The following is a 24,551-nucleotide window of genomic DNA, read 5'->3' as shown; positions in this document are numbered from 1 at the left end:
ATGTCGGCGGCCCCCGCCGGGCATCTTTCAGAGGCGGGCCTCGCCGTCACCGGCCCGCTCAGAGCCGGACGTCGGCGGGGCGGTCGGACAGGGGCAGCCCCGCCTCCCGCCACGCCTGCACACCGCCCGTCATGTCGGTGGCGTTGCGCAGGCCCAACGCCTGGAGGCTGGCCGCCGCCAGGCTGGAGCTGTAGCCGTGCCGGCACACCACCACGATCTCCCGGTCGTAGCCGGTCGACTCGGGGATGCGCCAGTCGCTGGCCGGGTCCAGCCGCCACTCCAGCACCGTCCGGTCGATGACGATCGCGCCGGGCAGTTCCCCCTGCTCGTGGCGTTGACCCTCGGTACGCGTGTCGACCAGCAGCGCACCCGCCCGTACCGCCTCGACCGTCTGTTGAGGACTCAGCCGCCGCAGCCCGGCTCGGGCCTGTTCCAGCAGGGCGTCCACACCGGGACTCATCACGTCATTGAGCACGTCCAGATCATGCCCCGGCCCCCGCACCCCCGCCTGACGAACAGCACTCCCCACGGCGGAACCAGGCTCACGGGGGACACCCGCTAGCGTCACCGGTGTGACGGTGGCCCTGGTGGAGGCGTACGCGACGCTGGCCCGCCGGGTGCTCGGCGGACCCGCCCGGTTGGGGCGTACCCGACTGGTGGCCGTTGACGGGCCCAGCGGCGCGGGCAAGAGCGTGTTCACCGCGCGCCTCGCGGACGCCCTGGCCGCCCTGCCCGACGGCGGGCGGCCACCGGTGGTGCACACCGACGACCTGCTCGACGGCTGGGACGACCAGTTCACCTTCTGGACCCGGCTGGAGCGACGGGTGCTCGCCCCGCTGCGGGCCGGCCGACCGGGGTCCTACCAGCGGTACAGCTGGGTGCGGCGGTCGTTCCTGCCCCGCGCGGTGCCGGTGCCGGTCGCGCCGGTGCTGCTGCTGGAGGGGGTGAGCGCGGCGCGGGCGGCGATCCGGCCGGAGCTGACCCTGTCGGTGCAGGTCACCGCCCCGGCCGGGCTGCGGCTGCGCCGCGCGCTGGACCGGGACGGGGTGCAGCTCCTGCCGGAGCTGCGGCGCTGGCACGCCGGGGAGGAGACCCACTTCGCCGCCGACCGGACGGCCGCCGCCGTGGACCTGGTGGTCGACGGGGCACCGACGCTGCCGCACGACCGGGACCACTACTACGTCCGCCGCCCGCCGTCCGCCGCCCCGGTCGACCCGGCCTGGCTCCGCTGACCCCGGTCTGACGCCCGTGCAGGGGACGGTCGCTGCCGGTTCCGGCTCGCCGGGTACCTCCCGGTAAGGCCGGCATACGATGCCGGTCATGACCTCACCGATCATGTCCGAGTCCGAGGTACGGGCCGCCGTCGCGCGGGAGCTGCCCGGTGTCCGTGCCGACCTCGAACGCCTCGTCCGCATCCCCGGCATCGCGTTCGAGGGCTTCGACCACTCGCACGTCGAGCGCTCCGCCGAGGCGGTCGCCGAGTTGCTGCGCGGCTGCGACCTCGACGTGCGGATCGTGCGGTCGGGCGGCCAACCCGCCGTGATCGGGACGAGGGCCGCCCCGCCCGGCGCACCCACCGTGCTGATGTACGCCCACCACGACGTGCAGCCCGTCGGCGACCTGTCGCTGTGGGAGTCCGAGCCGTTCGAGCCGGTCGAGCGGGACGGCCGCCTCTACGGGCGCGGCGCGGCCGACGACAAGGCCGGCATCATGGCGCACGTCGCCGCCCTGCGCGCCTTCGGTGACCGACTCCCGGTCGGCGTGGTGCTGTTCATCGAGGGTGAGGAGGAGTACGGCTCCGACTCGCTGGAGCGGCTGCTCGCCGAGCACCGGGAGGAGATCGCCTCGGACGTCATCGTGATCGCCGACTCCACCAACTGGGACGTGGGCGTACCGGCCCTGACCACCTCGCTGCGCGGCGTGGTCAACCTGTTCGTCGAGCTGCGCACCCTGGACCACGCGGTGCACAGCGGCATGTTCGGCGGTGCCGTGCCGGATGCGCTGACCGCGCTGGTGCGTCTGCTGGCGACCCTGCACGACGATGCCGGAGACGTGGCCGTCGCGGGCCTGACCAGCCGGACCGGTGCCGCCGTCGACTATCCGCAGGACCGGTTCCGGGCCGAGGCCGGGCTGGTCGAGGGGGTGTCGCTGATCGGCAGCGGCCGGATCACCGACCGGCTCTGGACGAGGCCGGCGTTGGCCGTGCTCGGCATCGACGCCCCGGCCACCGGTGAGGCACCGAACGCTCTGGTCCCGGCGGCGAAGGCCAAGCTGAGCGTACGGCTGGCGCCGGGTGACGACCCCAAGCGGGCGTACGACGCGGTGTGTGCCCATCTGGAGCAGCACGCCCCGTGGGGTGCCCGGGTGGCGGTGACCCTGGAGCACGACGGTGACCCGTGTGTCATCGACGCGTCGGGGCCGATGTTCGACGCGGCCCGCGCGGCGTTCCGGGCCGCCTGGGACGGCACCGAGCCGGTGGACATCGGCGTCGGCGGTTCGATCCCGTTCATCGCCACCTTCCAGGAGATGTTCCCGCAGGCGGCGATCCTGGTAACCGGGGTGGAGGACCCGCACGCGCGGGCGCACGGCCCGAACGAGAGCCTGCACCTCGGTGAGTTCGCCCGGGTCTGCCTGGCCGAGGCGCTGTTGCTGGCCGGGGTGGCCGAGCAGGGGCGGCAGGTCGGTTAGGCCGCGGAACCACAAATTTCGGGGTCGTTGTCGGAGTTTGCGGCGTGTCGGACGGCAGGCTGGTATAGCCTTTCGAACATGCGTACGAACGACGTGATGACGCGGCTGGAAGCCGCCGTGAGCGCTCTGGGAGACGTCGACGTCTCCGCGTGGCCCGAGGACACGCTCAAGGAACAGCTCGGCGAGCTTTCGGCGGTGTTGGTCGCCCTGGACGGGGTGTTGTCCCGGGTCGCCGACGGCGTCCGCGCCCGGGGTCTGCGCATCGAGGAGCCCGTCTCGGCCTGAGCCGTGGTCCGGGTGGTCACACCCGGTGCCGTTGGGGAGGACGGCCCGATCGGGACGGCCCGGGTACGGCAATACCCGGGTGATGTCGGGGGTGGCTGGCAGGATGAGGTGCGTGCGGTTCCTCGACCTGGCAGCCACCTCCGCGGCCGTCGCGGCCACCTCCGGCCGACGCGCCAAGGTGGAGTTGCTGGCTGGCGCGCTGCGGGCGCTCGACCCGTCAGAGGTGTCGGTCGGCTCCGGCTATCTCGCCGGTGAGCTGCGCCAGCGGCAGACCGGCGTGGGCTGGGCCAGCCTGCGCGAACTGCCGCCACCGGCCGCCGAGCCGACCCTGACCGTGACCGCTGTCGACGCGGCGATCGACGAGATCGCCGCCGTGCACGGCCCCGGTTCCCAGGCCCGCCGCCGGCACCTGCTCGCCGCCCTCCTGGGTGCCGCCACCGCCGACGAGCAGCGGCTGTTGGTCGACCTGTTCCGTGGCGAGCTGCGCCAGGGCGCCCAGGCGGGCCTGCTCGCCGACGCCATCGCCCGGGCCGCCGAGGTGCCGGTGACGGCGGTCCGCCGCGCCCTGCTGCTCGCCGGTGACCTGCGGGCCGTCGCGCTGGCCGCCCGCACCGGCGGGGCCGCCGCGCTGGCCGGGTTCGGGCTCCAGGTGGGCCGGCCGCTCGCGCCGATGCTGGCCCAGAGCGCACCCTCGGTCGATGCCGCGCTCCAGGCCACCGGGGTCCCGGCGGTGGTCGACGTGAAACTCGACGGCATCCGCATCCAGGTGCACCGCAACGGCGACGACGTCGCGGTCTTCACCCGCAGCCTCGACGAGATCACCGACCGGGTGCCCGGCGTGGTGGCCGCCGTGCGTGCGTTGCCGGCCCGGGAGCTGGTGCTCGACGGCGAGGCGATCGGGTTGGACACCGCAGGCCGCCCGTTGCCGTTCCCGCAGACCTCCAGCCGGGCGGCCCGCCGGGCCACCGCCGCCGCGACCGCTGCGACCTCCGCCGCCGCTGCGACCTCCGCCGACGGTGCCCCCGCCGCCAGCGCTGCGGCCGACGTGGCCCCGCTGGCCGAGGCGACCGCGCTCACGCCGTACTTCTTCGATCTGCTGCACCTCGACGGCGACGACCTGATCGACCTGCCCGGCCGGCAGCGGTGGGCCCGGCTCGCCGACGTGGTCGACGGGTCGCTGCTGGTCGGTCGGGTCGCGGTCGACGATCCCGAGCAGGCCGGCGCGGCGTTCGCCGCCGCGCTCGACGCCGGTCAGGAGGGGGTGGTGGTCAAGTCTCCGGACGCCCCCTACGACGCCGGTCGCCGGGGCACGGCCTGGGTCAAGGTCAAGCCCCGGCACACCCTCGACCTGGTCGTGCTGGCGGTGGAGTGGGGCAGCGGCCGGCGGGAGGGTTGGCTGTCCAACCTCCATCTCGGGGCGAGGGATCCGCGCACCGGTGAGTTCGTCATGCTCGGCAAGACCTTCAAGGGGCTCACCGACGAGTTGCTGCGCTGGCAGACCGAACGCTTCCTCGGGCTGGCCGTGGAGCGCGGCGACTGGGTGGTGCGGGTCCGCCCCGAGCAGGTGGTCGAGATCGCCTTCGACGGGGTGCTCGCCAGCACCCGCTACCCGGGCGGGGTGGCGCTGCGGTTCGCCCGGGTGCTGCGTTACCGCGACGACAAGTCGGCTGCCGAGGCCGACACCATCGACACGGTCCGGGCACTGCACGCCGGACGGCTCACCGGCTGAGCCGCACCCGGTGGGACGCCGGTCAGAGCGTGGACAGCGACCGGGCGTAGTTGACCTGGTTGTTGATCTGCTGGACCTGCGCCTGGTCGACGACCGGGATGCGGGCCACGTACTGGTGTCCGCCGTTGGTCACCGTCACCTGCACGGTGCCGTGGTGCCGCGTCTCCTTGATCAGCAGGAAGAGCAGGCTGAAGATGGTCAGGCAGAAGAAGCCGAGGATGGCGCAGACGATCGCCCAACTGGCGATCTTCTCCTCCCGCTGCCAGTAGTCGGCCACGTACCAGGTGGCGCCGGCCAGGGGCAGCACGCCGGTCGGGGTGCGGATCACCGGCGGGGTGACCATGATCTCGCCGATCTGCACCGCCACCGGCTGCTGACCACCCATCGCCCCCGGCGGCGGGGTGAAGCGCGGCGGGTACGGCCCCGGCTGGCCCATCGACGCGGCGTACGGGTCGACCCCGGCCGGTGCCGGGAACGGCGCCGGTGACGTGGCGAACTGGGCCGGTGGGGCCGAGAACTGGTCTGGCGATGCGGAGAACCGGGCGGGCGGGGCCGAGTACGGTCCGCCGCCCATCGACGGGGCGGAGAGGTCGACCGGCACCGCCGGGGGAGGTGCGGTCGGGAACGGGGCCGTGGGAGGTGTCTGCTGCGCCGGGGCCGGGGGCACGTCCGGCGACGGCGCCCAGGGATCGTAGGCGGGGTTCGCCGGCGTGGGCGGATCGGACGGGTACGACGGGGCGGGGTCGGAGGTCACCGCGACACCTCACGCGCGTTGAACATCCTGCGGACCATACAGCGTCCGGCGTCGCCTTGCGTCCCGGTGTGGTGCCGTGTTCCGGCGTGGTGCCATGTCCCGGCGTCGCCCCGCGTCTCGGCGTGGTGCCATGTCCCGGCCCCGCCCCGCATTTCGGCGTCGCCCCGTGTTCCGGCGTGGTGCCGGCCTGTCGGCCCGGCCGGTTAGATGCCTGTCGTGCGCCCTTTCGAGGTGATGACGAGAACGAGTCAGGCCTACCGGGGCGTGATGGGCCGAGTCGCACGGTCCCGGCGGTCGACCGGTTGATGCTGTGACGTCATCAGCTCGAAAGGACGCGCACCTATGATGCGCCGCCCCCGGCTGGTGCCAGGTCCGCCGGCGGTGGGGCGGCGCGGGTCGGCTGGGACCCACACCGTCCGTCCGGTGGAACCGACCCGGTCGGCCAAGCCTGGTCGGCAGTGGAGTGCCTGGCGCTGCGGGAGGGGACCGTTCAGCGGGGATCGCGGCCAGGCGGGGGTGCCGGTCGGGCGAAAGTGCCGGTCGGGCGAAAGTGCCGGTCGGGCGGTCAGGCGGGGGTGACGGGTTCGGCGGCTCGGTCGACGGGCGGCTTCGGGGCGTCCAGGCCGGCGGCGCGGCGGGCCTCCCGTCGGGCCACCCAGCCGTAGCCGAAGAGCGTCATCGCGGCGAACAACCACCACTGGACGACGTAGCCGAAGTTCTGCCAGTTGTTGGTGTGCCCGATCGGCACCGCCCGGAACGTCGGGTCGTTCGCCGGGGTCTGCTCGTCGAGCAGCAGGTACGCCCCGTGCAGCGGGTACGGCAACTCCCGGGCCAGCTTGTCCACGGTCACCCGGCGGGTCTCCAACCGGCCGTCGCGCCGGTCCACCCCGTTGCCGCCGCTCTCGGTGGGGTGCACCCGGCCGACGACGGTCACCGTGCCGGTCGGCAGTGCCGGCACCTCGGGCATCGCCAGCGCGCCGCCGGGTGCCGGGGGGACCCAACCCCGGTCGACCAGCACCGCCGTGCCGTCGTCGAGCACCAGCGGGGCGAGCACCTCGAAGCCGACCCTGCTCTCCACCGTGCGGCCCCGGACCAGGACGACGTTCGCGGCGTCGTACCGGCCGCTGACGGTGACCCGGCTCCATTCGTCCTGCTCGGCGGGGGCTGGGCCGACCGTGCCCGCGCCGCCGGTCGGGGCGGGCAGCGTCGACCGTAGCGGTGCGGGGGTGCCCGCGGTGCCGGCGTCGATGCGTTCGTTGACGGCGGTGCGCTCCCGGTAGCGGTCCAGCTGCCAGTTGCCGAGCAGCACCATGACGGCGGCGGCGACCAGGGTCAGCGCGAGGATGCCCAGCCAGCGTGGGGTCAGCAGGAACCGGTACACAGCACGAGGCTACCCGTATGACCGGGGCCACCCTCCGCGACGGCCCGGGACCGGCCCGGGTGGCACCGGATCGGCGGTCCCACCTGTTGATGCGGGCGGGTATGGTCACGCGAGCGGATCGCCGCCGGTGTTCCTGGCGGCCGTCCGGGTCACCGTCCGTCACCACCGAGGAGTCGATGATGACTGCCGTGCCGCGCCTCGTGTTCAGCGCGCCGTCCTCCGGTCACGGCACCAATGCGCTCTCCGTCGGCCTGCTGGCGGCGCTGGCCGACCGGGGGCTCGACGTCGCCGGTTTCAAGGTCGGCCCGGACCACGTGGACGCCGCGTACCTCGGCCTGGCGGCCGGCCGTCCCGGTCGCAACCTCGATCCCCGGCTGATCGGGGCCGACCGCCTCGGGCCGCTCTTCGCCCACGGCGCGCAGGGTGCCGCGCTGGCCCTGGTCCAGGGCACCATGGGGCTGTACGACTCGGTCGCCGGCCGCCCCGAGGCGGAGTCCACCGCCGCGGTCGCGACCGCCCTGCGCAGCCCCGTCGTGCTGGTGGTCGACGTGGCGGCGATGGGGCAGTCGGTGGCGGCCCTGGTGCACGGTTTCCGCTCGTACGACGAGCAGCTCTGGTTGGGTGGGGTGATCCTCACCCAGGTCGCCTCCGGCCGGCACGAGTCCATGCTGCGGGAGGCGCTCGACGATGTCGGGGTGCCGGTCTACGGGGCGTTGCGCCGCCACGAGCTGCCCCCGGTGCTGCCTGCGCGCCGGCACGGCGTGGTGCCGGTCCTCGCCCGCGACGCGGAGGCGACCCGGGCGGTCCGCCGGCTCGGTGAGGCGGTCGCCGGCACGGTCGATCTGGAGCGCCTGCTCGCGCTGGCCCGCTCTGCTCCGGCGCTGTCCGTCGCGGCCTGGTCGCCGGCCACCGGGACCCCGGTGGCGGACGCGCCGGTGGTGGCGCTGGCCGGGGGGCCCGGCGGCAGCTACGGCCACCCGGAGACCGCCGAGCTGCTGCGGGCCGTCGGGGCGCAGGTGGTCACCGTCGACCCGCTGCGCGACGAGGCGCTGCCCGCCGGGACCCGCGCGCTTGTCGTCGGGGGTGCGCTACCCGAGTCGTACGCGCGGGACCTGTCGGCCAACCGGCGGCTCTGCATCGCGGTGGCCGAGCTGGCCCGTACCGGCCGCCCGGTGCTCGCCGAGGGCACCGGCCTGCTGTGGCTGGCCCGGGAACTGGACGGGTTGCCGATGTGCGGGGTGCTGGACGCGATCGGCGCGAGCCGGGACGGTCTGGTGGTGGGCTACCGGGAGGCGACCGCCCAGTCCGACAGCGTGGTCGCCCGGGCGGGTGCGACGGTGGTGGGCTACAAGCAGCACGGCGCGGTGCTCACCCCCCGGTCCGGGCCACGGGCGGCCTGGAGCTGGGAGGGTGGCACGCCCGAGGGTTTCGTCTGGCGGGGGGTGCACGCCTCCCAGCTCGGCCTGCACTGGGTGGCGTACCCCGAGATCGCGACCCGGTTGGTGACGGCGGCGGCGCTGCCGTCGCCGGTCGAGGGCGTCGCCGCCCCGGCCTGACGGCACCCGTCGGCCCGGGTTTCAGCCGACGATGGCGTCCGACGGTGGGGTGAACTGGCGGGTCGGGGTGCCCTTGAGACCGTCGCGCAGGGTCTGGGCGACCGCGTTGACCGGCACCTGGGACTGCCCGTCGCCGACGGCGTTGAACGGGTTGTCCGGGTCGGCGATGAAGCTCGCCGCCGCCAGTTCCGGGGTGTAGCCGACGAACCAGGCCGACCGGGTGCTGTCCGTGGTGCCGGTCTTGCCGGCGACCGGGCGTCCCACCGTGCGGCGGACGCTGTCCGCCGTCGACCAGCCGCCGCAGGTGCCCTTGGCCGGGGTGTCGCCGGTGGGGCAGCGCGCCGCGTCGGTGGCGGCCCGCGCCGCGTCGGCGTTCACCACCTGCCGGCAGCGGGGCTTGGCGACCTCCCGTTCGATGCCACCGGCGGTCTTGTAGGTGGCCGGGGTGCCGTCCCGGTTGGTGATCGAGTTGACCGGCATCGCCTCGCAGTACCGGCCGTCGGCGGCGATCGCGGCGTACGCGTTGGCCATCTCCAGCGGGGTGGCGTCGGAGACGCCCAGGGTGAACGCGCCCCACTTCTTGGCCTTCGCCGGTGACGCCTGCTCCTTGTCGACGTCGGTACGCCAGCGCAGGCCCAACTGCTCGGCCAGGTGCACCCCCCGATCCGCGCCGATCTTCTCCTCCAGTTGGACGAAGTAGGTGTTGACCGACTTGCCGAACCCGGACCACATGGTCTGCCGGCCGGTCATCGCCCCACTGGCGTTGGACGGTGCCCACCCGTCGTAGACGGACGACCGGTAGCGGTACGGCGAGTCGAACGCGGTGGACAGCGGCATCCCGGCGTCCAGGGCGGCCAGCATCGGGAACATCTTGAACGTCGAGCCGGCCTGGTAACCGGGGAGGGTGCCGCCGCCGAGCAGCGGGGCGACCGTGTTCGGGTAGTTCGCCTTCGTCTTCGGGTCGGCCTCGGGGTTCGAGCTGGGCCCGTTGCCGCCGATGTCCAGGGAGTAGGTCCGGTTCACGGCCATCGCCTTGATCCGTCCGGTGCCCGGTTCGGCGACCACGATCCCGTTGGCGAAGGGGCTGCCGACGCCCTCCTTGGCGCGGACGTTCTTCTCGGCGGCGGACTGGACCTTGGGGTCGAGGCTCAGCACGATCCGGTAGCCGCCCCGGCGCAACTTGTCCATCCGTTCCAGCCGGTTCTCCCCGAACGCGGGCTGCGCGCTCCACCAGTTCTTCACGTAGTCGCAGGCGAAGCCCCAGGCGTTGTAGGCGCTGGAGATCGCGGCGCAGTCGTTGGCCGGGGTGGTGGGCCGGGTCCGGATCGGTTCGTTCTTGGCCACTGCGGCGGCGTCCGGGGACAGGTAGCCGAGCTGGGTCATCTTGTCGAGGACGTAGTTGCGCCGGCCGGTGGCCTCCTTCTGGTCCGAGCTGAGCGGGTCGTACTCGGAGGGGGACTTGACCAGCCCGGCGAGGGTGGCCGCCTCGACGGGGGTGAGGGTGGCCGGGGTCTTGGAGAAGAAGATCTGCGCCGCCGCGTAGATGCCGTACGCCCGGTGGCCGAAGTACGCCGAGTTGAGATAGCGCTCCAGGATCTGCTCCTTGGTCAGCTCCTTCTCGATGTCCAGCGCCATCCGCATCTCCTTGACCTTGCGCAGGCTGGTCTGCTGGGTGGCCTCCTGGACCTCCTGCGGCGTCTGTGCGCTGTCCCGTAGCGCCATCCGGACGTACTGCATGGTCAGGGTGGAGGCGCCCTGGGAGACGCCGCTGGAGCGGGCGTTGGCCACGAAGGCACGGGCCACGCCCTTCGGGTCGACACCCGAGTGCTGGTAGAAGCGGTTGTCCTCGGCGGCGACGATGGCCTGCTGGATGTTCGGCGACATGTCCGACAACTTGGTGTATTGCCGGTACTCCTCGTAGAACATCGTCAGGATCGTCTTGCCGTCCGGCGCGTAGAGGTAGGACGTCTCGGCGGGCAGGGCGGTGCGCAGGATGTTCGTCTTGTGCTCCACGGCGTGCGCGGTGGCCTTGGCGCCCAGGCCGGTCACGGCGGCCAGCGGGTACGCCACGGCGGCGAGCACGACGCCGGCGATCAGCCCGGCGCGGAGGAGGGGAACGGAACGGCCTGCGGCGGAAAGGGGTCGATTGCTCACCTGGTCAAGTTATGACATTTCCGATTCATCCATGAGAAGAACTCGTGAACGCCTCCGAGGTGCGGCCCCCCGCCGTGATGTGGCCCACGCCGGGATCGGCTGTCCCCCGCGCCGGCTTCCCGGCAGGATCGCGGTCATGCGTGGGCAATCGACCGGCACCGAGCCGCCGACCGGCCCGGGGCCCGTCGTTCCCGGCCCGCCGACCGGCCCTGGGCCTGCCGACCCCGGGCCGTCCGCCGGGACCGAGCCGGATCTCGCGCACCACGGGGACGCCGAGGCCACCCCCGGCCTGGTCGACCTGGCCGTCAACGTGCGCCGCGACCCGATGCCGGACTGGCTGGCCGGCCCGCTCACCGCCGCCCTCGCCGACCTGGCCGGCTACCCCGACCCCCGGGAGGCCCGGGCCGCCGTCGCCGCCCGGCACGGCCGCCCACCGGCGGAGGTGCTGCTCACCGCCGGTGCCGCCGAGGGCTTCGTGCTGCTCGCCCGCGCCCTGGGCGGGGTACGCCGGCCGGTGGTGGTGCACCCGCAGTTCACCGAGCCGGAGGCCGCGCTGCGGGCCGCCGGGCACCGGGTCGAGCGGGTGCTGCTCGACCCGGACGACGACTTCCGGCTCGACCCGGCCCGGGTGCCGGCCGACGCCGACCTGGTCATGATCGGCAACCCGACCAACCCGACCTCGGTGCTGCACCCCGCCGCCGACCTGGCCGCCCTGGCCCGGCCCGGCCGGGTGCTCGTCGTCGACGAGGCGTTCGCCGACACCACAGGCGTACCCGGCGTCGAGGGTGAGCCGGAGTCGCTCGCCACCCGCCGCGACCTGCCCGGCCTGGTGGTGGTGCGCAGCCTCACCAAGACCTGGGGTCTGGCCGGCCTGCGGATCGGCTACCTGCTGGGTGACGCCGCGCTGCTGGCGCGGCTGGCCGCCGTCCAGCCGCTCTGGGCCGTCTCCACCCCGGCGCTGGCCGCCGCCACCGCCGTCGCGTCCCCGACCGGGGTCGCCGCCGAGCGCGCCATCGCCGCCCGGCTCGCCGTCGACCGCGACCACCTGGTGCGCCGCCTGTCGGCCCTGCCCGGGGTACGCGTCGTGGGCCGACCGGCCAGCGCCTTCGTCCTGATCCACCGCCCCGGGGCCGACCGGTTGCGCCAGGTGCTGCGCGAGCGCGGGTGGGCCGTCCGACGCGGTGACACCTTCCCCGGGCTGGGGCCGGACTGGCTGCGGATCGCCGTCCGCGACCCGGCGACCACCGACGCGTTCATCGAGGTACTGAGGGAAATCCTGGAGGCATGATGCTGGAGACGACGATCGCGGCGATCGGTCCGCTGGACGGGTCGGCGATGACCGCAGCCCGGGACCTCCAGGCCCGGCTGACCAAGCCGGCCGGCTCACTCGGCGCCCTGGAGGAGCTGTCCGTACGCCTGGCCGGCCTGGCCGGGGCCTGCCCACCGCCGCTGCCCGAACCGGCGGCGGTGGCGATCTTCGCCGGTGACCACGGTGTGCACGCCCAGCGGGTCACCCCGTGGCCGCAGGAGGTCACCGCCCAGATGATCGGGAACTTCCTGGCCGGCGGGGCGGTGGTCAACGCGTTCGCCCGACAGGCCGGCGCCTCGGTCACCGTGGTCGACGTCGGCGTGGCCGCGCCGCTGCCGTTCCCGCCCGCCGACGCCGCGCCCGCCGACGTGCCCGCCCCGACCGGCACCACCCTGGCACCGCCGCGCCTGCTCGACGCGAACGTACGGCGGGGCACCCGGGACATGACGGTCACCGCCGCGCTCACCCGGGACGAGGCGCGGGCGGCGGTGGAGGTCGGCATCCGGGTCGCCGGTGAGCTGCTCGACGCCGGGGCGGGCGTGCTGCTCACCGGCGACATGGGGATCGCCAACACCACGCCGGCCGCCGCGCTGATCGCCGCGTTCACCGGGGTGGACCCGGCCGAGGCGACCGGCCGGGGCACCGGGGTGGACGACGAGACGTACCGACGCAAGGTCGGCGTGGTGCGCGCGGCGCTGGACCGGCACCGGCCCGACCCGGCCGACCCGTTGGGGGTGCTGGCCGCCGTCGGTGGCCTGGAGCACGCGGCGCTGACCGGGCTGATCCTCGGCGCGGCGGCCCGCCGGGTGCCGGTGCTGCTCGACGGGGTGATCGCGGTCAGTGCCGCGCTCGCCGCCGCCGCCCTCGCCCCCGACGCGGTCGGCGCGATGGTCGCCGGGCACCGCTCCGCCGAGCCGGGCGCCACCGTGGCGCTGCGGCACCTCGGTCTCGACCCGCTGGTCGACCTCGGGCTGCGCCTCGGCGAGGGCACCGGCGCGCTGCTGGCCCTGCCGGTGGTCACCGGAGCGGTCCGGGTGCTGCACGAGGTGGCGACGTTCGACGCGGCGGGGGTTTCCGAGAAGTGAGCACCAACCCGTACCCCCTCGGCCTGCGGCTCGCCGGACGCCGGGTGGTCGTGGTGGGCGGCGGCGCCGTGGCCAGCCGGCGGGTGCCCGCCCTGCTGGACGCCGGGGCCGACGTGCTGCTGGTCGCCCCCGAGGTCACCCCCGCGTTACGCGCGCACGTCGACGCCGGGCGGCTGCACTGGCGACCCCGCCGGTTCGCCCCCGACGACCTCGACGGGGCGTGGCTGGTCCAGGTCGCGGTGGACGATCCGCTCGCCGCCGCCTCGGTCAGCGCCGTCGCCGACGAACGGCGGATCTTCTGCGTCCGGGCCGACGACCGGACGGCGGCCACCGCGTGGACCCCGGCGGTCACCCGGCACGGGCCGGTGACGGTGGCCGTGCTGGGCGGGGGGGACCCGCACCGGGCGATGGGGGTCCGGGACGCCGTCCGGGAGCTGCTCACCGCCCGGACGGGCCCGCTCGTCGACCCGGGGGAGGTCGACCCGGGTGAACCGGTGGCGGACGCGCCCCTCGCGGGCCCGCCGGAGCCGACGCCGGCCGGGTCCGGCGACGCCGCGACCCGTCCGGGTGGCCCGGTCGGTCGGGTGTCGCTGGTCGGCGCGGGACCGGGCGACCCGGAGCTGATCACGGTGAAGGGGTGGCGGCTGCTCACCGAGGCTGAGGTGGTGGTCGCCGACCGGCTGGTGCCCGGGTTGCTCCTGGACGAGTTGCGCCCCGACGTCGAGCTGGTCGACGCCGCGAAGATCCCCTACGGGCCGTCCCGCGCCCAGGAGGAGATCAACCGGATCCTGGTCGACCGGGCGCTCGCCGGCAAGGTCGTGGTACGCCTCAAGGGTGGCGACCCGTACGTCTTCGGGCGTGGCGGGGAGGAGTTGCTGGCCTGCGCGGAAGCCGGCGTACCGGTGACCGTGGTGCCCGGGGTGACCAGCGCCGTGGCCGTGCCGGCGTCGGTCGGTGTCCCGGTCACCCACCGGGCGGTGGCGCACGAGTTCACGGTGGTCTCCGGCCACGTCGCTCCGGACTCGCCGGTCTCCCTGGTGCGCTGGGAGGCCCTCGCCGGCCTGCGGGGCACCCTGGTGGTGCTGATGGGGCTCAAGAACCTGGCCGCCATCGCCGACACCCTGACCCGGCACGGCCGGGACGCGGCCACCCCGGTCGCGGTGATCCAGGAGGGCACCACGGGTGGTCAGCGCAGCCTGCGGTCGACCCTTGGCGCGGTGGCGGCCGACGTGGTCGGGGCGGGGCTGCGGCCCCCGGCCATCGTGGTGATCGGCGACGTGGTCGACGCCCTCGCCACCTGACCCCGCCCGCCGGGCCACGGGGGGTGATCGACTCCCGTTCGCGAAGGTAGCGGTGTCCCCGCCCGGGGACACCGCTACCTTCGACCAGACGAGTCGATCGAACCAGTCGATCTACTGCTTGAGCATGTTGTCCAGCAGCAGGGCACAGCGGATCAGCCCGAGGTGGCTGTACGCCTGCGGGTGGTTGCCCAGCCCCCGCTCGGCCAGCGGGTCGTACTGCTCGGGGAGCAGCCCGGTCGGGCCGGCGGTGTCGACCATCTGGGCGAACAGCTCCTCGGCGTCGGTACGCCGACCGGTGCGCAGGTACGCCTCGATCAGCCACGCCGTGCAGATGTGGAAGCCGCCCTCCCGGCCCGGCAGACCGTCGTCCCAGTGGTAGCGGTAGACGACCGGGCCGCTACGCAGATCCGCCTCGATCTTGAGCACGGTGGAGAGGAAGCGTGGGTCGTCGCCCGGGAGCAGGCCGGACAGCCCGATCCAGAGCGAGGAGGCATCCATGTCCTCGTCGCCGTACGCGACGCTGTACGCCTCGACCTCCTCGTGCCAGCCGTTCTCCAGCACGTTGGCGCCGATCCGGTCGCGCAGCTCCACCCACTCCGGCCGGTCCTCACCGTCGTGCTGACGCACCACGTGCAGGGCCCGGTCGACGGTCATCCAGCACATCACCTTGGAGAAGATGTGGTGCCGGGGTGGGAGGCGGGCCTCCCAGATGCCGTGGTCGGGCTCGTGCCAGCGGCGGCGGACCGCCTCGACCATGTTGTCCAGCACCCGCCACTCGTCGTCGCGGACCGAACCGCGGGCGTCGGCGACGGCCGCGATCAGGTCGGCGATCGGGCCGAAGACGTCCAGTTGGAGCTGGTGGTTGGCGAGGTTGCCGACCCGGACCGGCCGGGAGCCGGCGTACCCGGGCAGGGTGTCGATGACCGCCTCGGCACCCAGCTCGTAGCCGTCCACCGTGTAGAGCGGGTGCAGCCGCTCGGGGTGGCCGCCGGTGCGCTCGATGCAGCCGTCGACCCAGCGCAGCAGCGCCTCGGCCTCCTCGATCGAGCCGAGGTCGACCAGGGCCCGCGCGGTCATCGCCGCGTCGCGCAGCCAGCAGTACCGGTAGTCCCAGTTGCGGACGCCGCCCAGCTCCTCCGGCAGCGAGGTGGTCGCCGCCGCCAGGATCGAGCCGGTCGCCTCGTGGCAGAGCCCGCGCAGGGTGAGCGCGCTGCGGGCGACCAGGTCCCGGGCGGTGGCGGGCAGCCGCAGCGAGGCCACCCAGTCCTTCCAGGGCTGCTCGGCCTTGGCCTGCCGGTCGTGGACGGCGACCGCGTGGTCCTCCAGGCTGTGCGTGCCGAAGCGCAGCTCCAGCACCACCTGGCCGCCGGTGGCGGAGAGGTCGACCACGGCGTGCGCGGTCTCGTAGCCGCCGTCGTTGCGGACCTGCCAGGTCACCCCGGGGGAGTAGAGCGCGACGGGTTCGTTGGAGCCGAGCACCAGCAGGCCGTCGTCCGACGGCTGGAGCTGGGTGGCGACCTGACCGAACTCCGGGCGGGGGGCGAACTCGATGCGGGCCCGGCCGGAGCCGGTGAGCACCCGGACGAGGGTGGAGTCGCCGGTGATGACGGCCGGGCCGTCCGGGGTGGTCTCCCGGGCCGGCAGGTCCAGCCAGTCGGTGACGGTGAGCCCCGACCAGCGGGTCTCCACGGTCATCGTGCCGTTGCGGTAGCGCTGGCCCAGCGGGATGCCGCCGCGCTCCGGCCCGACGGTGAAGTGCCCGGCGGGGCTGCCGCCGACCAGGTCGGCGAAGATCGCCGCCGAGTCGGGCTTGGGGTGGCAGAGCCAGCTGACCTTGGCCTCGGGGGTGAGCAGCGCGACGGTACGCCCGTTGGCCAGCATCGAGTGCCGTTCGATCGGCACCGCCCGCTCGCCGAAGAGCCAGTGCCGTCGGGTCTCCAGCAGCAGGCCGAGCGCCCGGGCCGCCTCGATCGGTTCGGCCACCCGGTAGTGCGCCTGGGTGTCCCCGGGGCCGATCTTGATGCCGAGGTCGGGGCCACGCAGGGTGCCGAAGGCGTTCTCGTCGGTGACGTCGTCGCCGATGAAGAGCACCGCGCTGGCCGAGAGCTGGGTGCGTAGCTGGTCGACCGCGGTGCCCTTGTGGGTGGCGACCACCGACAGCTCGATGACCTCCTTGCCCTGGGTGACGGTGACGTCGTCCCACTTCGCGGGCCCGTTGCGGACGGCCTCGACGGCGGCGGCGGCGACCTGCGGGTCGACCCCGCGGGTGTGCACCGCGACGCTGGCCGGCTTGCGTTCCAGCCGCACCCCCGGGTGGGCCTGGGCGATCTCACGCAGCGCGTCGCGCAGCCGGGTGCGGACCGCGACCAGCTCGGGGGAGAGCCGCTCGACGAAGCCGATGTCGAACTCGGAGCCGTGGCTGCCGACGAGGTGGATCTCGTTGGGCAGCCGGGACAGCGCGGCCAGGTCGCGCAGCGCGCGCCCGGAGACCACCGCGACGGTGGTCTGCGGCAGCGCGGCCAGCGCCCGGACGGCGGCGACCGACTCGGGCAGCGGCACCGCCTTGCTCGGGTCCTCGACGATCGGCGCGAGCGTGCCGTCGTAGTCGCAGGCGACCAGGAGCTGTGGTACGCGGGCGATGCGTCCGATCGCGGCGAGCAGCTCCGGGTCCATCGTCCCGGCGGCGGGGGTGATGATCTCGGCGGTGGGGGCGTTCACTCGGCCTCCGTTCCCGGTGCGCCCAACTCGGTCAGAAAGGACTTCGCCCAGTGCCCCACATCGTGGGTGCGCAGATGACGTTGCATGATCCGCATGCGTCTGCGGGCCTCCGGCTTCTCTACGTGTACAGCCCGCAGGAGGGCGTCCTTGACGGCGTCGGGGTCGTGCGGGTTGCACAGGAACGCCTGACGCAGCTCGGTGGCCGCGCCGGCGAATTCGCTGAGCACGAGCGCACCGCCCTGGTCGGCGCGCGATGCGACGTACTCCTTGGCCACCAGGTTCATTCCGTCTCGCAGCGGGGTCACCATCATCACGTCGGCCGCGACGTACATCGCGGCCAGTTCGGAGCGACTGTACGACTGATGCAGGTAATGCACCGCAGGCACGCCGACCCTGCCGAATTCGCCATTAATCCGACCAACCTCGCGTTCCACCTTGACCCGAAGTGCCTGGTAGTGCTCCACGCGCTCGCGGCTGGGCGTGGCGACCTGCACCATAACCGCGTCCGGAACTGTCAACTTTCCGTCAGAGAGGAGTTCCCGGAAGGCCTTGAGGCGGAGTTCGATGCCCTTGGTGTAGTCGAGCCGGTCGACGCCCAGGATGATCGTCTTCGGGTTGCCCAGCTCCTCGCGGATCTGCTTGGCGCGGGCCTGGATCGCCGGGTCCTCGGCCAGCCGCTCCATCTCCTTGGTCTCGATGGAGATCGGGAAGGCGCCCGCCTTCACCTGCCGCCCGTCGACCTGGATCATCTGGCCCTCGTAGCGCAGCCCGAGCAGGTGCCGGGCCAGCCGGACGAAGTTCTGTGCCGCCAACCGCTGCTGGAAACCGACCAGGTCGCTGCCGAGCAGACCGCGCAGGATCTCGGTGCGGAACGGCATCTGCATGAACAGCTCGATCGGCGGGAACGGGATGTGCAGGAAGAAGCCGATCTTGAGATCCGGCCGCAGCTCGCGCAGCATCGCCGGGACCAGCTGGAGCTGGTAGTCCTGCACCCAGACCGTCGCGCCCTCGGCCGCGACGTCCGCCGCCGCCTCCGCGAACCGGGCGTTCACCAGCCGGTACGCCTCCCGCCAGCGACGCTTGTAGGCGGGGGTCTCGACCGCGTCGTGATAGAGCGGCCAGATGGTCGCGTTGGACTGGCCCTCGTAGTAGCGTTCCAACTCCTCGGCGCTCAACGGCACCGGATGCAGGCGGATGCCCTCCAGATCGAACGGCTCCGGGGCGGCGCCGGTGCCACCGGCCCAGCCCACCCAGGTGCCCCGGTGCTCGGCCAGGACGGGGTGCAGCGCGGTCACCAGCCCACCCGGGCTGCGTCGCCACTGCCGCCCCTCGGGTGTGCTCACCTCGTCGACCGGCAGTCGGTTGGCCACAACGACAAAGGAGCTACGGACGGTCACGATCGGCCACCTCCGGGTGCTGACGGGTCCACCGCGATGAGCGTACTGAGCGTAGCTGCGGCATCTGGGACCCCGTGCCGGAGTTACCTACCCTTCCCACGCCCGCTGAACCCGTACCGTGATCTTGTCAACATCACCAGCTCAGCGGTAGCGAAAGTGACGTGGACCCGACCTGGCGGGGTGATGTGGGCGCGGCGGGCCGTACCTGTCAGGATTGACGGTGGCGTGCGCGTGGCCGGCCCCCGGCCGGCGGCGGCGGGCGAAGTCGCAGCCCGCGCCGCGCCGCCGTCCAAGGCGACAGCAATCGACGGAGGTAGCCCGCACCGTGGCCCAGTTCATCTACGTCCTGGAAAAGGCGCGCAAGGCGCACGGCGACAAGGTCGTGCTCGACAACGTGACGCTGAACTTCCTGCCGGGGGCCAAGATCGGTGTGGTCGGCCCGAACGGCGCCGGTAAGTCCAGCCTGCTGAAGATCATGGCAGGGCTCGACAAGCCGAGTAACGGCGAGGCCCGGCTGATGCCCGGCTACACCGTCGGCATGCTCGCCCAGGAGCCCCCGCTCAACGACAGCAAGACCGTGCTCGGCAACGTCGAGGAGGCGGTCGCCGAGACCAAGGCCAAGCTGGACCGGTTCAACGCCATCGCCGAGCAGATGGCCACCGACTACTCCGACGAGCTGATGGAGGAGATGGGCCGGCTCCAGGAGGAGCTGGACCACCTCGACGCCTGGGACGTCGACTCCAAGCTCGAACTGGCCATGGACGCGCTGCGCTGCCCGCCGCCGGACGCCGACGTCACCCAGCTCTCCGGTGGGGAGCGTCGCCGGGTCGCCCTGTGCAAGCTGCTGCTGGAGGCCCCCGACCTGCTGCTGCTCGACGAGCCCACCAACCACCTCGACGCGGAGAGCGTCTCCTGGTTGGAACAGCACCTGGCCAAGTACGCGGGCACCGTCATGGCGATCACCCACGACCGGTACTTCCTCGACAACGTGGCCAACTGGATCCTGGAGCTCGACCGCGGCCGGACCTACCCGTACGAGGGCAACTACTCCACCTACCTGGAGAAGAAGGCCGCCCGGCTGGCCGTCGAGGGTCGCCGCGACGCCAAGATGAAGAAGCGGCTCACCGAGGAACTGGAGTGGGTCCGCTCCAACGCCAAGGCCCGGCAGACCAAGTCCAAGGCCCGCCTGGACCGCTACGACGAGATGGCCAGCGAGGCGGAGAAGACCCGCAAGCTGGACTTCGAGGAGATCCAGATCCCGCCGGGCCCGCGCCTGGGCAGCACGGTGATCGAGGCCAACCACCTCAGCAAGGGCTTCGGCGACCGGCTGCTGATCGACGACCTGTCCTTCTCACTGCCGCGCAACGGCATCGTCGGCATCATCGGCCCGAACGGCGTCGGCAAGACCACCCTGTTCAAGACGATCGTCGGGCTGGAGCAGCCGACCGACGGCGAGGTCCGGGTGGGCCCCACCGTCTCCCTGTCGTACGTCGACCAGAACCGGCAGGGCCTCGACGGCGACAAGACGGTCTGGGAGGTCGTCTCCGACGGGCTCGACTACCTGATGGTGGGCAAGGTCGAGATGCCGTCCCGGGCGTACATCGCCGCCTTCGGGTTCAAGGGGCCCGACCAGCAGAAGCCGACCAAGGTGCTCTCCGGTGGCGAGCGCAACCGGCTCAACCTGGCGCTCACCCTCAAGATCGGCGGCAACGTCATCCTGCTCGACGAGCCGACCAACGACCTGGACGTCGAGACGCTGTCCAGCCTGGAGAACGCGCTGCTGGAGTTCCCCGGGTGCGCCGTGGTCATCTCCCACGACCGGATGTTCCTCGACCGGGTCGCCACCCACATCCTGGCCTGGGAGGGCGACGACGAGAACCCGTCGAAGTGGTTCTGGTTCGAGGGCAACTTCGACGCGTACGAGAAGAACAAGATCGACCGGCTCGGCGCCGAGGCGGCCCGCCCGCACCGGGTGACCTACCGCAAGCTGACCCGCGACTGAGCATGGCGGACCGTTTCGTCTACCACTGCACCCTGCGCTGGTCCGACCTGGACGCGTACGGCCACGTCAACAACTCGCGCTTCCTCACCCTGTACGAGGAGGCGCGGGTGGCGTTGATGTTCGCCGGCGGCAAGGCGTGGGGGGGCGGCTCGTTCGCCGACGGGGTCGTCATCCGCCGGCACGAGGTCGACTACCTGCGCCCGGTCGACTACGCGCTCGGTCGGGCCACCGCCCAGGCCGCGCCGACCGTCCGGATCGAACTGTGGGTGGAGCGCATCCGGGCCGCCTCGTTCACCGTCGCCTACGAGCTGTACGACGGTGAGGTGCTGGCCAGCACCGCCCGCTCGGTGCTGGTCCCGTTCGACCTGGTCGAGAAGCGACCCCGGCGGATCAGCGACGACGAACGGGCCTTCCTGGAGTCGTGGGCGCTGACCGACGGGGCGGCGTGAACGGCGGGTCCACCGTCCGGCCCGGGCACGGGCTGGCCGGTGCCGCCGACGCGGGAGCCTTCCTGGCCCGGCTGGTGCGCCTCGACCCGGCCACGGTGGTCCGGTTACGCCCGCTGCCCGACGTCGGCCGTACCGCCCTCTGGGCCCGGTTGCCGTGGGACGTGCTGGTGGTCCGGACGGTGGCCGGCCTGGCCCCCGCCGACGTGACCGTGGTGGCGGCCGAGTTGCTGGCCCGGTTGGCGGCGGCCGACGCCGCGTTGCCTCCCGGCCGCGACGACCGGTGGCGCTGGCCGTTGCCGCCGGGGGCGAGTCGACCGGTCGAGGTGTTGCCCGCGGCCGGGTTGCGGCGGATCGCCGAAGCCGCGGCCGGCACCCTGCGCACGGCCGCCGCCGAGGGGGTACGCGGCCGAGCGGTGGGGCAGCGGGTGCTGCGCGACGCGTTGCTCGACCATGTCGCGGTGACCGTCACGCCGGACGCCGACCCCACCGAGCCGGTGGAGGTGACCCAGCGGTTGGTGCAGGGTGTGGTCCGGATGGGCTTCCTCGGCCCGGCCGAGGTGACCGGGGCGCAGGAGGTCCAGGTGCGGGTGGCGGGCCGGTGGGTCGGCCTGGTGGGACCATATGGAGCCGCCTGGTCGCGGAAAGTTTCGGATCTCGCAATTCGTCCGGCGCGGGATCAGCCGAAAGTATGACCCCGGCTCATTCTTCCGGGTTGGTGCTGCCGTTGGGGGGGTGTCTCAACCCGGCTGTCCGGGTACCGTCCATCCTCGGATCCAACGCACCGTAGGCGATTGGATCCGCTGGGGAGTGAGGTGCGCGAGCGATGCCGTGGTGGTCATGGCGCCCTGGTCCCGCCGCTGGCGGCGACACGGAAACTCGAAGCGGGATCTCGGTGGACAGCCCCCGGGTGGGGCCACCGGCTCCCCGCCAACCGGCGGAGGACTGCCCCAACACCGAGCGGCCCGTGGTGACCGACCGACCCGTCTCCGTGGCACCGGTCACCCTGGCCCGGGTGTGCGACGCACTCGACCTGCTCGACGTGCGTTACCTCGCCGACGGCGACGGCAACCTGCTGGCCATGTGGGAGCGGCACGCGGTGCTGGTCACCCTCGAAGGCCCGGAGGACGAGATCCTGGTCATGCGGGCCCGTCCGCACGCGACCGTCCCGCCGGACTGGGCCGACCGGGCCTACCGGGTGGTCAACGAGTGGAACCACACCCGCCGGTTCTGCAAGGCCTACATCGGTGACCCGACCGAGCGCGGCCAGTTGCCCATCTACGCCGAGTTGCAGGTGCCGCTCGGCGCCGGGGCGCACGACGCGCTGCTGGTGGAGATGCTGGACTGCGGGGCGGCCGTGGCCACCACCTTCGTCGACTGGCTGCACGACGAGGGTGCCCTGCTCTGACGGGCGACCGGAGGACCCGCCCCCGCCGGTTCACCGGGCGGCCGGGTCCTCCATCACGTTGACCATGAAGTAGGCCGACCGCTCCAGGTAGTCCCAGAGAGTGGCGGCGAGCTCCGGTGGCAGCGCCAACTCGTCCACCGCCCGGCGCATGTGGCTCAGCCACGCGTCCCGCTCGGCCGCCCCGATCCGGAACGGTGCGTGCCGCATCCGCAGCCGGGGATGCCCCCGCTGGGCGGAGTAGGTGTTCGGGCCGCCCCAGTACTGCATCAGGAACAGGGTCATCCGCTCGGCAGCCGGCCCGAGGTCGCCCTCCGGGTACATGGGACGCAGCAGCGGGTCGGCGGCGATACCGGCATAGAACCTGTCGACCAGCCTGCGGAAGGTGGGCTCACCACCGACCGCGTCGAAGAGGGTCGCCTGCGGAACGGGCCGGGATTCGCCTGCGGAGGTCACCCTCTCATCCTGCCAGGTGTGCCGGTGCCACGGCCGCCGCCCGCCGGCCGATCACGTCACAGCGTGCCGTTGGGGGGCCCGCTCCCCGGGCCGTGTCGCCGTGCTGTCGGGCCGGTCCTCGGCGGGCCTGCCGGTGCCGGCGTTGGCCCGGTCGGCGGCGTTCACGGCGGCGTCGACCGTCGTGCGGTCCGGCCAGTGCAACGCGGTGAACAGCATCAGCACCACCCCGGCGGCGCTCCACACCCCGACCACCACCGGGACCGAGAAACGGTCGGCGAGCAGGCCGGTGGCGAGCACCGCACCGCCCTGGATCACCTGGATCCCGGTCGCCATCACGCCGAACGCGCGGGCCCGGTAGCCGTTGGGCAGGGCCCGCACGAAGAGGCCGTTCGCGGTCGGGATCAGCCCGGCGACCGCGAAGCCGCAGGCCGCCGCGAGCAGGGCGACCACCACCGGCGGAGGATTCAGCAGCGCCGGCACCAGCGCCAACGGGGCGAGCACCGCCAGCGGGCGCATCAGGGCGAGCCGGCCGCCGGGTGACACCAACCGCCCCACCAGCAACCCGCCGACGATGTAGCCGACCGGGTTGGCCGCCATGATGACGGCCTGGGCGGCACCGGAGTTCAGGCCGTTGCCGGAGCGCTCGCCGGCCCAGGCCGCGGCCAGTCCCTCCGGCACGATCGAGAAGAGCATCGCGCTGAACACCAGCAGGCTGATCGCCCGCAGGACGGGGGTACCGAACACGATCCGGAAGCCCTCACCGGTCTCCCGCAGCAGATGGGTCCGGTGGGCCGCGCTCAGTGCGGGCTCACGGTCCCGTACGCCGAACTGGACGATCAGGGCCGACAGGCCGAACGTGGCCGCGTTGAGCAGCAGCGCCGCTGTCGGACTGACCGCGGCGACCGCCGCGCCGGCCAGGTAACCGACCACCTGCGCGGCCTGGCCGGCGCTGGCGTTGAGCGACAGCCCGAGCACCAGCCGGTCGCCGGTGAGGATCGCCGGCAGCAGCGCCGACCGGGCCGCCTGGCCGGGTGGATTGGCCAGGGTGGCGGCGAAGAGCAGGGCCAGGATCGCCCAGACCGGCAGACCGGGCAGCACGATCAGGGCGGTCAGTACCATCCGGATCACGTCGCAGGTCACCATCACCTGCCGGTGCCGGTAGCGTTCGGCGAGGGCGGCGAGCAGCGGACCACCGACCAGCCAGGGCAGGTAGCTGACCGCGAACGCGGCGGCGGAGAGGGCGACTGACCGGCTCTCCTGGTAGACCAGCACGGTGACCGCGGCCTTGGCGACGTAGTCGCCGACCCAGGACAGGATGCTGGCGGTGAAGACCGCTCGGAACTCGGCCCGCCCGAACACCTCACGGAAGGTGGCCGGTTGGTCCGGGGCCGGTCGATCGTCGGACACCGTCGCCTCCATCGGGCCCCGGCACCGGCCACTTGTGATGGCCCGGCGGGGCCCCGTCGTCAGATTCGCGGATCAGCGATGACGTGATCACGCTCCCGGGAACGCGTGCACCGGATTCTGCCCGATCGTCTGACAACTGACTAGGGCGAACGGATTGATCGTCGCATCCCCGACTGAACGAACGGACGATACCCGAGGGGCCGGCCGGTAGGCGAGCCCCGACTTTTCGGGCCGGTGTGCACGGTGGTGCCGACCGGGTGGAGGTGTGTCCACCAGGGGCGGAGCCCACGATCCGCCCCGTCGGGCAGGTGCCGCGAGACCTGCCCGACCGGTCGACCGGCACTGTGGACCCCGACCCTGATCCGGTCCGGGCCCGCCGGACGGCTTCCCGGTGGTCGTCAGGTCCGGTCGCCGGACCCGGTGCCGCCGGACCCGGCCGGACCGGTGGTGGTGGGTGCTGCCGGGCCGGTGGTGGTGG

Annotated in this window: 20 protein-coding genes; 12 read left to right on the top strand and 8 right to left on the bottom strand. The window is 73.3% G+C overall.

Annotated features, from left to right (window positions below):
* Positions 1-58 precede the first annotated feature (58 nt).
* On the bottom strand, positions 59-460 hold the full coding sequence (locus AB0C22_RS12365) for a rhodanese-like domain-containing protein (RefSeq protein ID WP_219470309.1): 402 nt from the start codon (positions 458-460) through the stop codon (positions 59-61).
* 112 nt (positions 461-572) lie between these two features.
* On the opposite strand from AB0C22_RS12365, the gene AB0C22_RS12360 reads away from it, so the two are divergent.
* The 4 genes from AB0C22_RS12360 to AB0C22_RS12345 all read left to right on the top strand — a co-directional run bounded on the left by AB0C22_RS12360 (position 573) and on the right by AB0C22_RS12345 (position 4,702).
* On the top strand, positions 573-1,232 hold the full coding sequence (locus AB0C22_RS12360) for a hypothetical protein (RefSeq protein ID WP_219464351.1): 660 nt from the start codon (positions 573-575) through the stop codon (positions 1,230-1,232).
* Between the two features lie 103 nt (positions 1,233-1,335).
* Entirely contained in the window at positions 1,336-2,688 is a 1,353-nt protein-coding gene (locus AB0C22_RS12355; protein ID WP_357535258.1) for a dipeptidase, read from the top strand.
* A 78-nt stretch (positions 2,689-2,766) separates the two neighbouring features.
* On the top strand, positions 2,767-2,973 hold the full coding sequence (locus AB0C22_RS12350; protein ID WP_208570443.1) for a hypothetical protein: 207 nt from the start codon (positions 2,767-2,769) through the stop codon (positions 2,971-2,973).
* Between the two features lie 103 nt (positions 2,974-3,076).
* Positions 3,077-4,702, top strand: a complete 1,626-nt coding sequence (locus AB0C22_RS12345; RefSeq protein WP_357534918.1) for an ATP-dependent DNA ligase — start codon at positions 3,077-3,079, stop codon at positions 4,700-4,702.
* A 22-nt stretch (positions 4,703-4,724) separates the two neighbouring features.
* Here the strand turns inward: AB0C22_RS12345 and AB0C22_RS12340 are convergent, their stop codons facing one another.
* Complete coding sequence (locus tag AB0C22_RS12340; protein WP_357534916.1) at positions 4,725-5,456, bottom strand: hypothetical protein; 732 nt, start codon at positions 5,454-5,456, stop codon at positions 4,725-4,727.
* A 565-nt stretch (positions 5,457-6,021) separates the two neighbouring features.
* Entirely contained in the window at positions 6,022-6,837 is an 816-nt protein-coding gene (locus tag AB0C22_RS12335) for an SURF1 family protein (protein ID WP_219464349.1), read from the bottom strand.
* Between the two features lie 179 nt (positions 6,838-7,016).
* Here AB0C22_RS12335 and AB0C22_RS12330 point away from each other — a divergent pair, with 179 nt between their 5' ends.
* Positions 7,017-8,393 carry a cobyrinate a,c-diamide synthase gene (locus AB0C22_RS12330; protein WP_208570446.1) on the top strand — a complete coding sequence of 459 codons (1,377 nt, stop codon included), beginning with the start codon at positions 7,017-7,019 and terminating at the stop codon, positions 8,391-8,393.
* A gap of 21 nt (positions 8,394-8,414) precedes the next feature.
* On the opposite strand, the gene AB0C22_RS12325 is transcribed toward AB0C22_RS12330, so the two are convergent.
* Positions 8,415-10,547 (bottom strand): transglycosylase domain-containing protein, encoded by a 2,133-nt coding sequence (locus AB0C22_RS12325; protein ID WP_219464348.1) that lies wholly within the window; start codon positions 10,545-10,547, stop codon positions 8,415-8,417.
* Between the two features lie 136 nt (positions 10,548-10,683).
* Between AB0C22_RS12325 and cobC the strand changes: the two genes are divergently transcribed.
* Genes cobC through cobA form a run of 3 tightly spaced genes read left to right on the top strand, consistent with a single transcriptional unit; the run spans position 10,684 to position 14,242 of the window.
* The gene (gene cobC, locus AB0C22_RS12320) at positions 10,684-11,835 is read left to right on the top strand and encodes an Rv2231c family pyridoxal phosphate-dependent protein CobC (protein ID WP_357534913.1); all 1,152 of its coding nucleotides are present in this window, start codon (positions 10,684-10,686) and stop codon (positions 11,833-11,835) included.
* Complete coding sequence (gene cobT, locus AB0C22_RS12315; RefSeq protein ID WP_357535256.1) at positions 11,835-12,941, top strand: nicotinate-nucleotide--dimethylbenzimidazole phosphoribosyltransferase; 1,107 nt, start codon at positions 11,835-11,837, stop codon at positions 12,939-12,941. Before cobC ends, cobT begins: the two co-directional genes overlap by 1 nt.
* Entirely contained in the window at positions 12,938-14,242 is a 1,305-nt protein-coding gene (gene cobA / locus AB0C22_RS12310) for a uroporphyrinogen-III C-methyltransferase (RefSeq protein ID WP_357534911.1), read from the top strand. The genes cobT and cobA overlap by 4 nt, the downstream gene beginning before the upstream one ends.
* Positions 14,243-14,353: 111 nt before the next feature.
* On the opposite strand, the gene otsB is transcribed toward cobA, so the two are convergent.
* A complete protein-coding gene (otsB, locus tag AB0C22_RS12305) occupies positions 14,354-16,915 on the bottom strand; it encodes a trehalose-phosphatase (RefSeq protein WP_208570485.1) in 2,562 nt (853 codons plus the stop codon).
* Between the two features lie 41 nt (positions 16,916-16,956).
* Positions 16,957-18,357 carry a trehalose-6-phosphate synthase gene (locus tag AB0C22_RS12300; protein ID WP_208570450.1) on the bottom strand — a complete coding sequence of 467 codons (1,401 nt, stop codon included), beginning with the start codon at positions 18,355-18,357 and terminating at the stop codon, positions 16,957-16,959.
* A gap of 325 nt (positions 18,358-18,682) precedes the next feature.
* Between AB0C22_RS12300 and ettA the strand changes: the two genes are divergently transcribed.
* The 4 genes from ettA to AB0C22_RS12280 all read left to right on the top strand — a co-directional run bounded on the left by ettA (position 18,683) and on the right by AB0C22_RS12280 (position 22,213).
* Positions 18,683-20,359, top strand: coding sequence for an energy-dependent translational throttle protein EttA (gene ettA / locus AB0C22_RS12295; RefSeq protein ID WP_219464347.1), 1,677 nt, complete (start codon positions 18,683-18,685; stop codon positions 20,357-20,359).
* Between the two features lie 2 nt (positions 20,360-20,361).
* Complete coding sequence (locus AB0C22_RS12290) at positions 20,362-20,808, top strand: thioesterase family protein (protein ID WP_357534909.1); 447 nt, start codon at positions 20,362-20,364, stop codon at positions 20,806-20,808.
* On the top strand, positions 20,781-21,500 hold the full coding sequence (locus AB0C22_RS12285; protein ID WP_219464346.1) for a hypothetical protein: 720 nt from the start codon (positions 20,781-20,783) through the stop codon (positions 21,498-21,500). The genes AB0C22_RS12290 and AB0C22_RS12285 overlap by 28 nt, the downstream gene beginning before the upstream one ends.
* A 131-nt stretch (positions 21,501-21,631) precedes the next feature.
* Positions 21,632-22,213, top strand: a complete 582-nt coding sequence (locus AB0C22_RS12280; RefSeq protein WP_208570454.1) for a YbjN domain-containing protein — start codon at positions 21,632-21,634, stop codon at positions 22,211-22,213.
* 30 nt (positions 22,214-22,243) lie between these two features.
* Here AB0C22_RS12280 and AB0C22_RS12275 read toward each other — a convergent pair whose 3' ends face one another.
* Positions 22,244-22,666: a globin gene (locus AB0C22_RS12275; protein ID WP_357534907.1), complete on the bottom strand. Its 423-nt coding sequence runs from the start codon at positions 22,664-22,666 to the stop codon at positions 22,244-22,246.
* Positions 22,667-22,717: 51 nt separating this feature from the next.
* The gene (locus tag AB0C22_RS12270; protein WP_208570456.1) at positions 22,718-24,085 is read right to left on the bottom strand and encodes an MFS transporter; all 1,368 of its coding nucleotides are present in this window, start codon (positions 24,083-24,085) and stop codon (positions 22,718-22,720) included.
* Positions 24,086-24,551 lie beyond the last annotated feature (466 nt).

The organism is Micromonospora sp. NPDC048894 (assembly GCF_040649765.1).
GTDB classification, from domain to species: Bacteria; Actinomycetota; Actinomycetes; order Mycobacteriales; family Micromonosporaceae; genus Micromonospora; species Micromonospora antibiotica.
This window is presented reverse-complemented; position numbering and strand designations above follow the sequence as displayed.

Excerpts from the sequence above, each read along its gene's own strand:
- AB0C22_RS12365 (WP_219470309.1), bottom strand. The coding sequence starts at position 460 with ATGAGTCCCGGTGTGGACGCCCTGCTGGAACAGGCCCGAGCCGGGCTG.
- AB0C22_RS12355 (WP_357535258.1), top strand. The coding sequence starts at position 1,336 with ATGTCCGAGTCCGAGGTACGGGCCGCCGTCGCGCGGGAGCTGCCCGGT.
- AB0C22_RS12350 (WP_208570443.1), top strand. The coding sequence starts at position 2,767 with ATGCGTACGAACGACGTGATGACGCGGCTGGAAGCCGCCGTGAGCGCT.
- AB0C22_RS12345 (WP_357534918.1), top strand. The coding sequence starts at position 3,077 with ATGAGGTGCGTGCGGTTCCTCGACCTGGCAGCCACCTCCGCGGCCGTC.
- AB0C22_RS12330 (WP_208570446.1), top strand. The coding sequence starts at position 7,017 with ATGACTGCCGTGCCGCGCCTCGTGTTCAGCGCGCCGTCCTCCGGTCAC.
- cobC (WP_357534913.1), top strand. The coding sequence starts at position 10,684 with ATGCGTGGGCAATCGACCGGCACCGAGCCGCCGACCGGCCCGGGGCCC.
- cobT (WP_357535256.1), top strand. The coding sequence starts at position 11,835 with ATGCTGGAGACGACGATCGCGGCGATCGGTCCGCTGGACGGGTCGGCG.
- otsB (WP_208570485.1), bottom strand. The coding sequence starts at position 16,915 with ATGGACCCGGAGCTGCTCGCCGCGATCGGACGCATCGCCCGCGTACCA.
- AB0C22_RS12290 (WP_357534909.1), top strand. The coding sequence starts at position 20,362 with ATGGCGGACCGTTTCGTCTACCACTGCACCCTGCGCTGGTCCGACCTG.
- AB0C22_RS12280 (WP_208570454.1), top strand. The coding sequence starts at position 21,632 with ATGCCGTGGTGGTCATGGCGCCCTGGTCCCGCCGCTGGCGGCGACACG.
- AB0C22_RS12270 (WP_208570456.1), bottom strand. The coding sequence starts at position 24,085 with ATGGAGGCGACGGTGTCCGACGATCGACCGGCCCCGGACCAACCGGCC.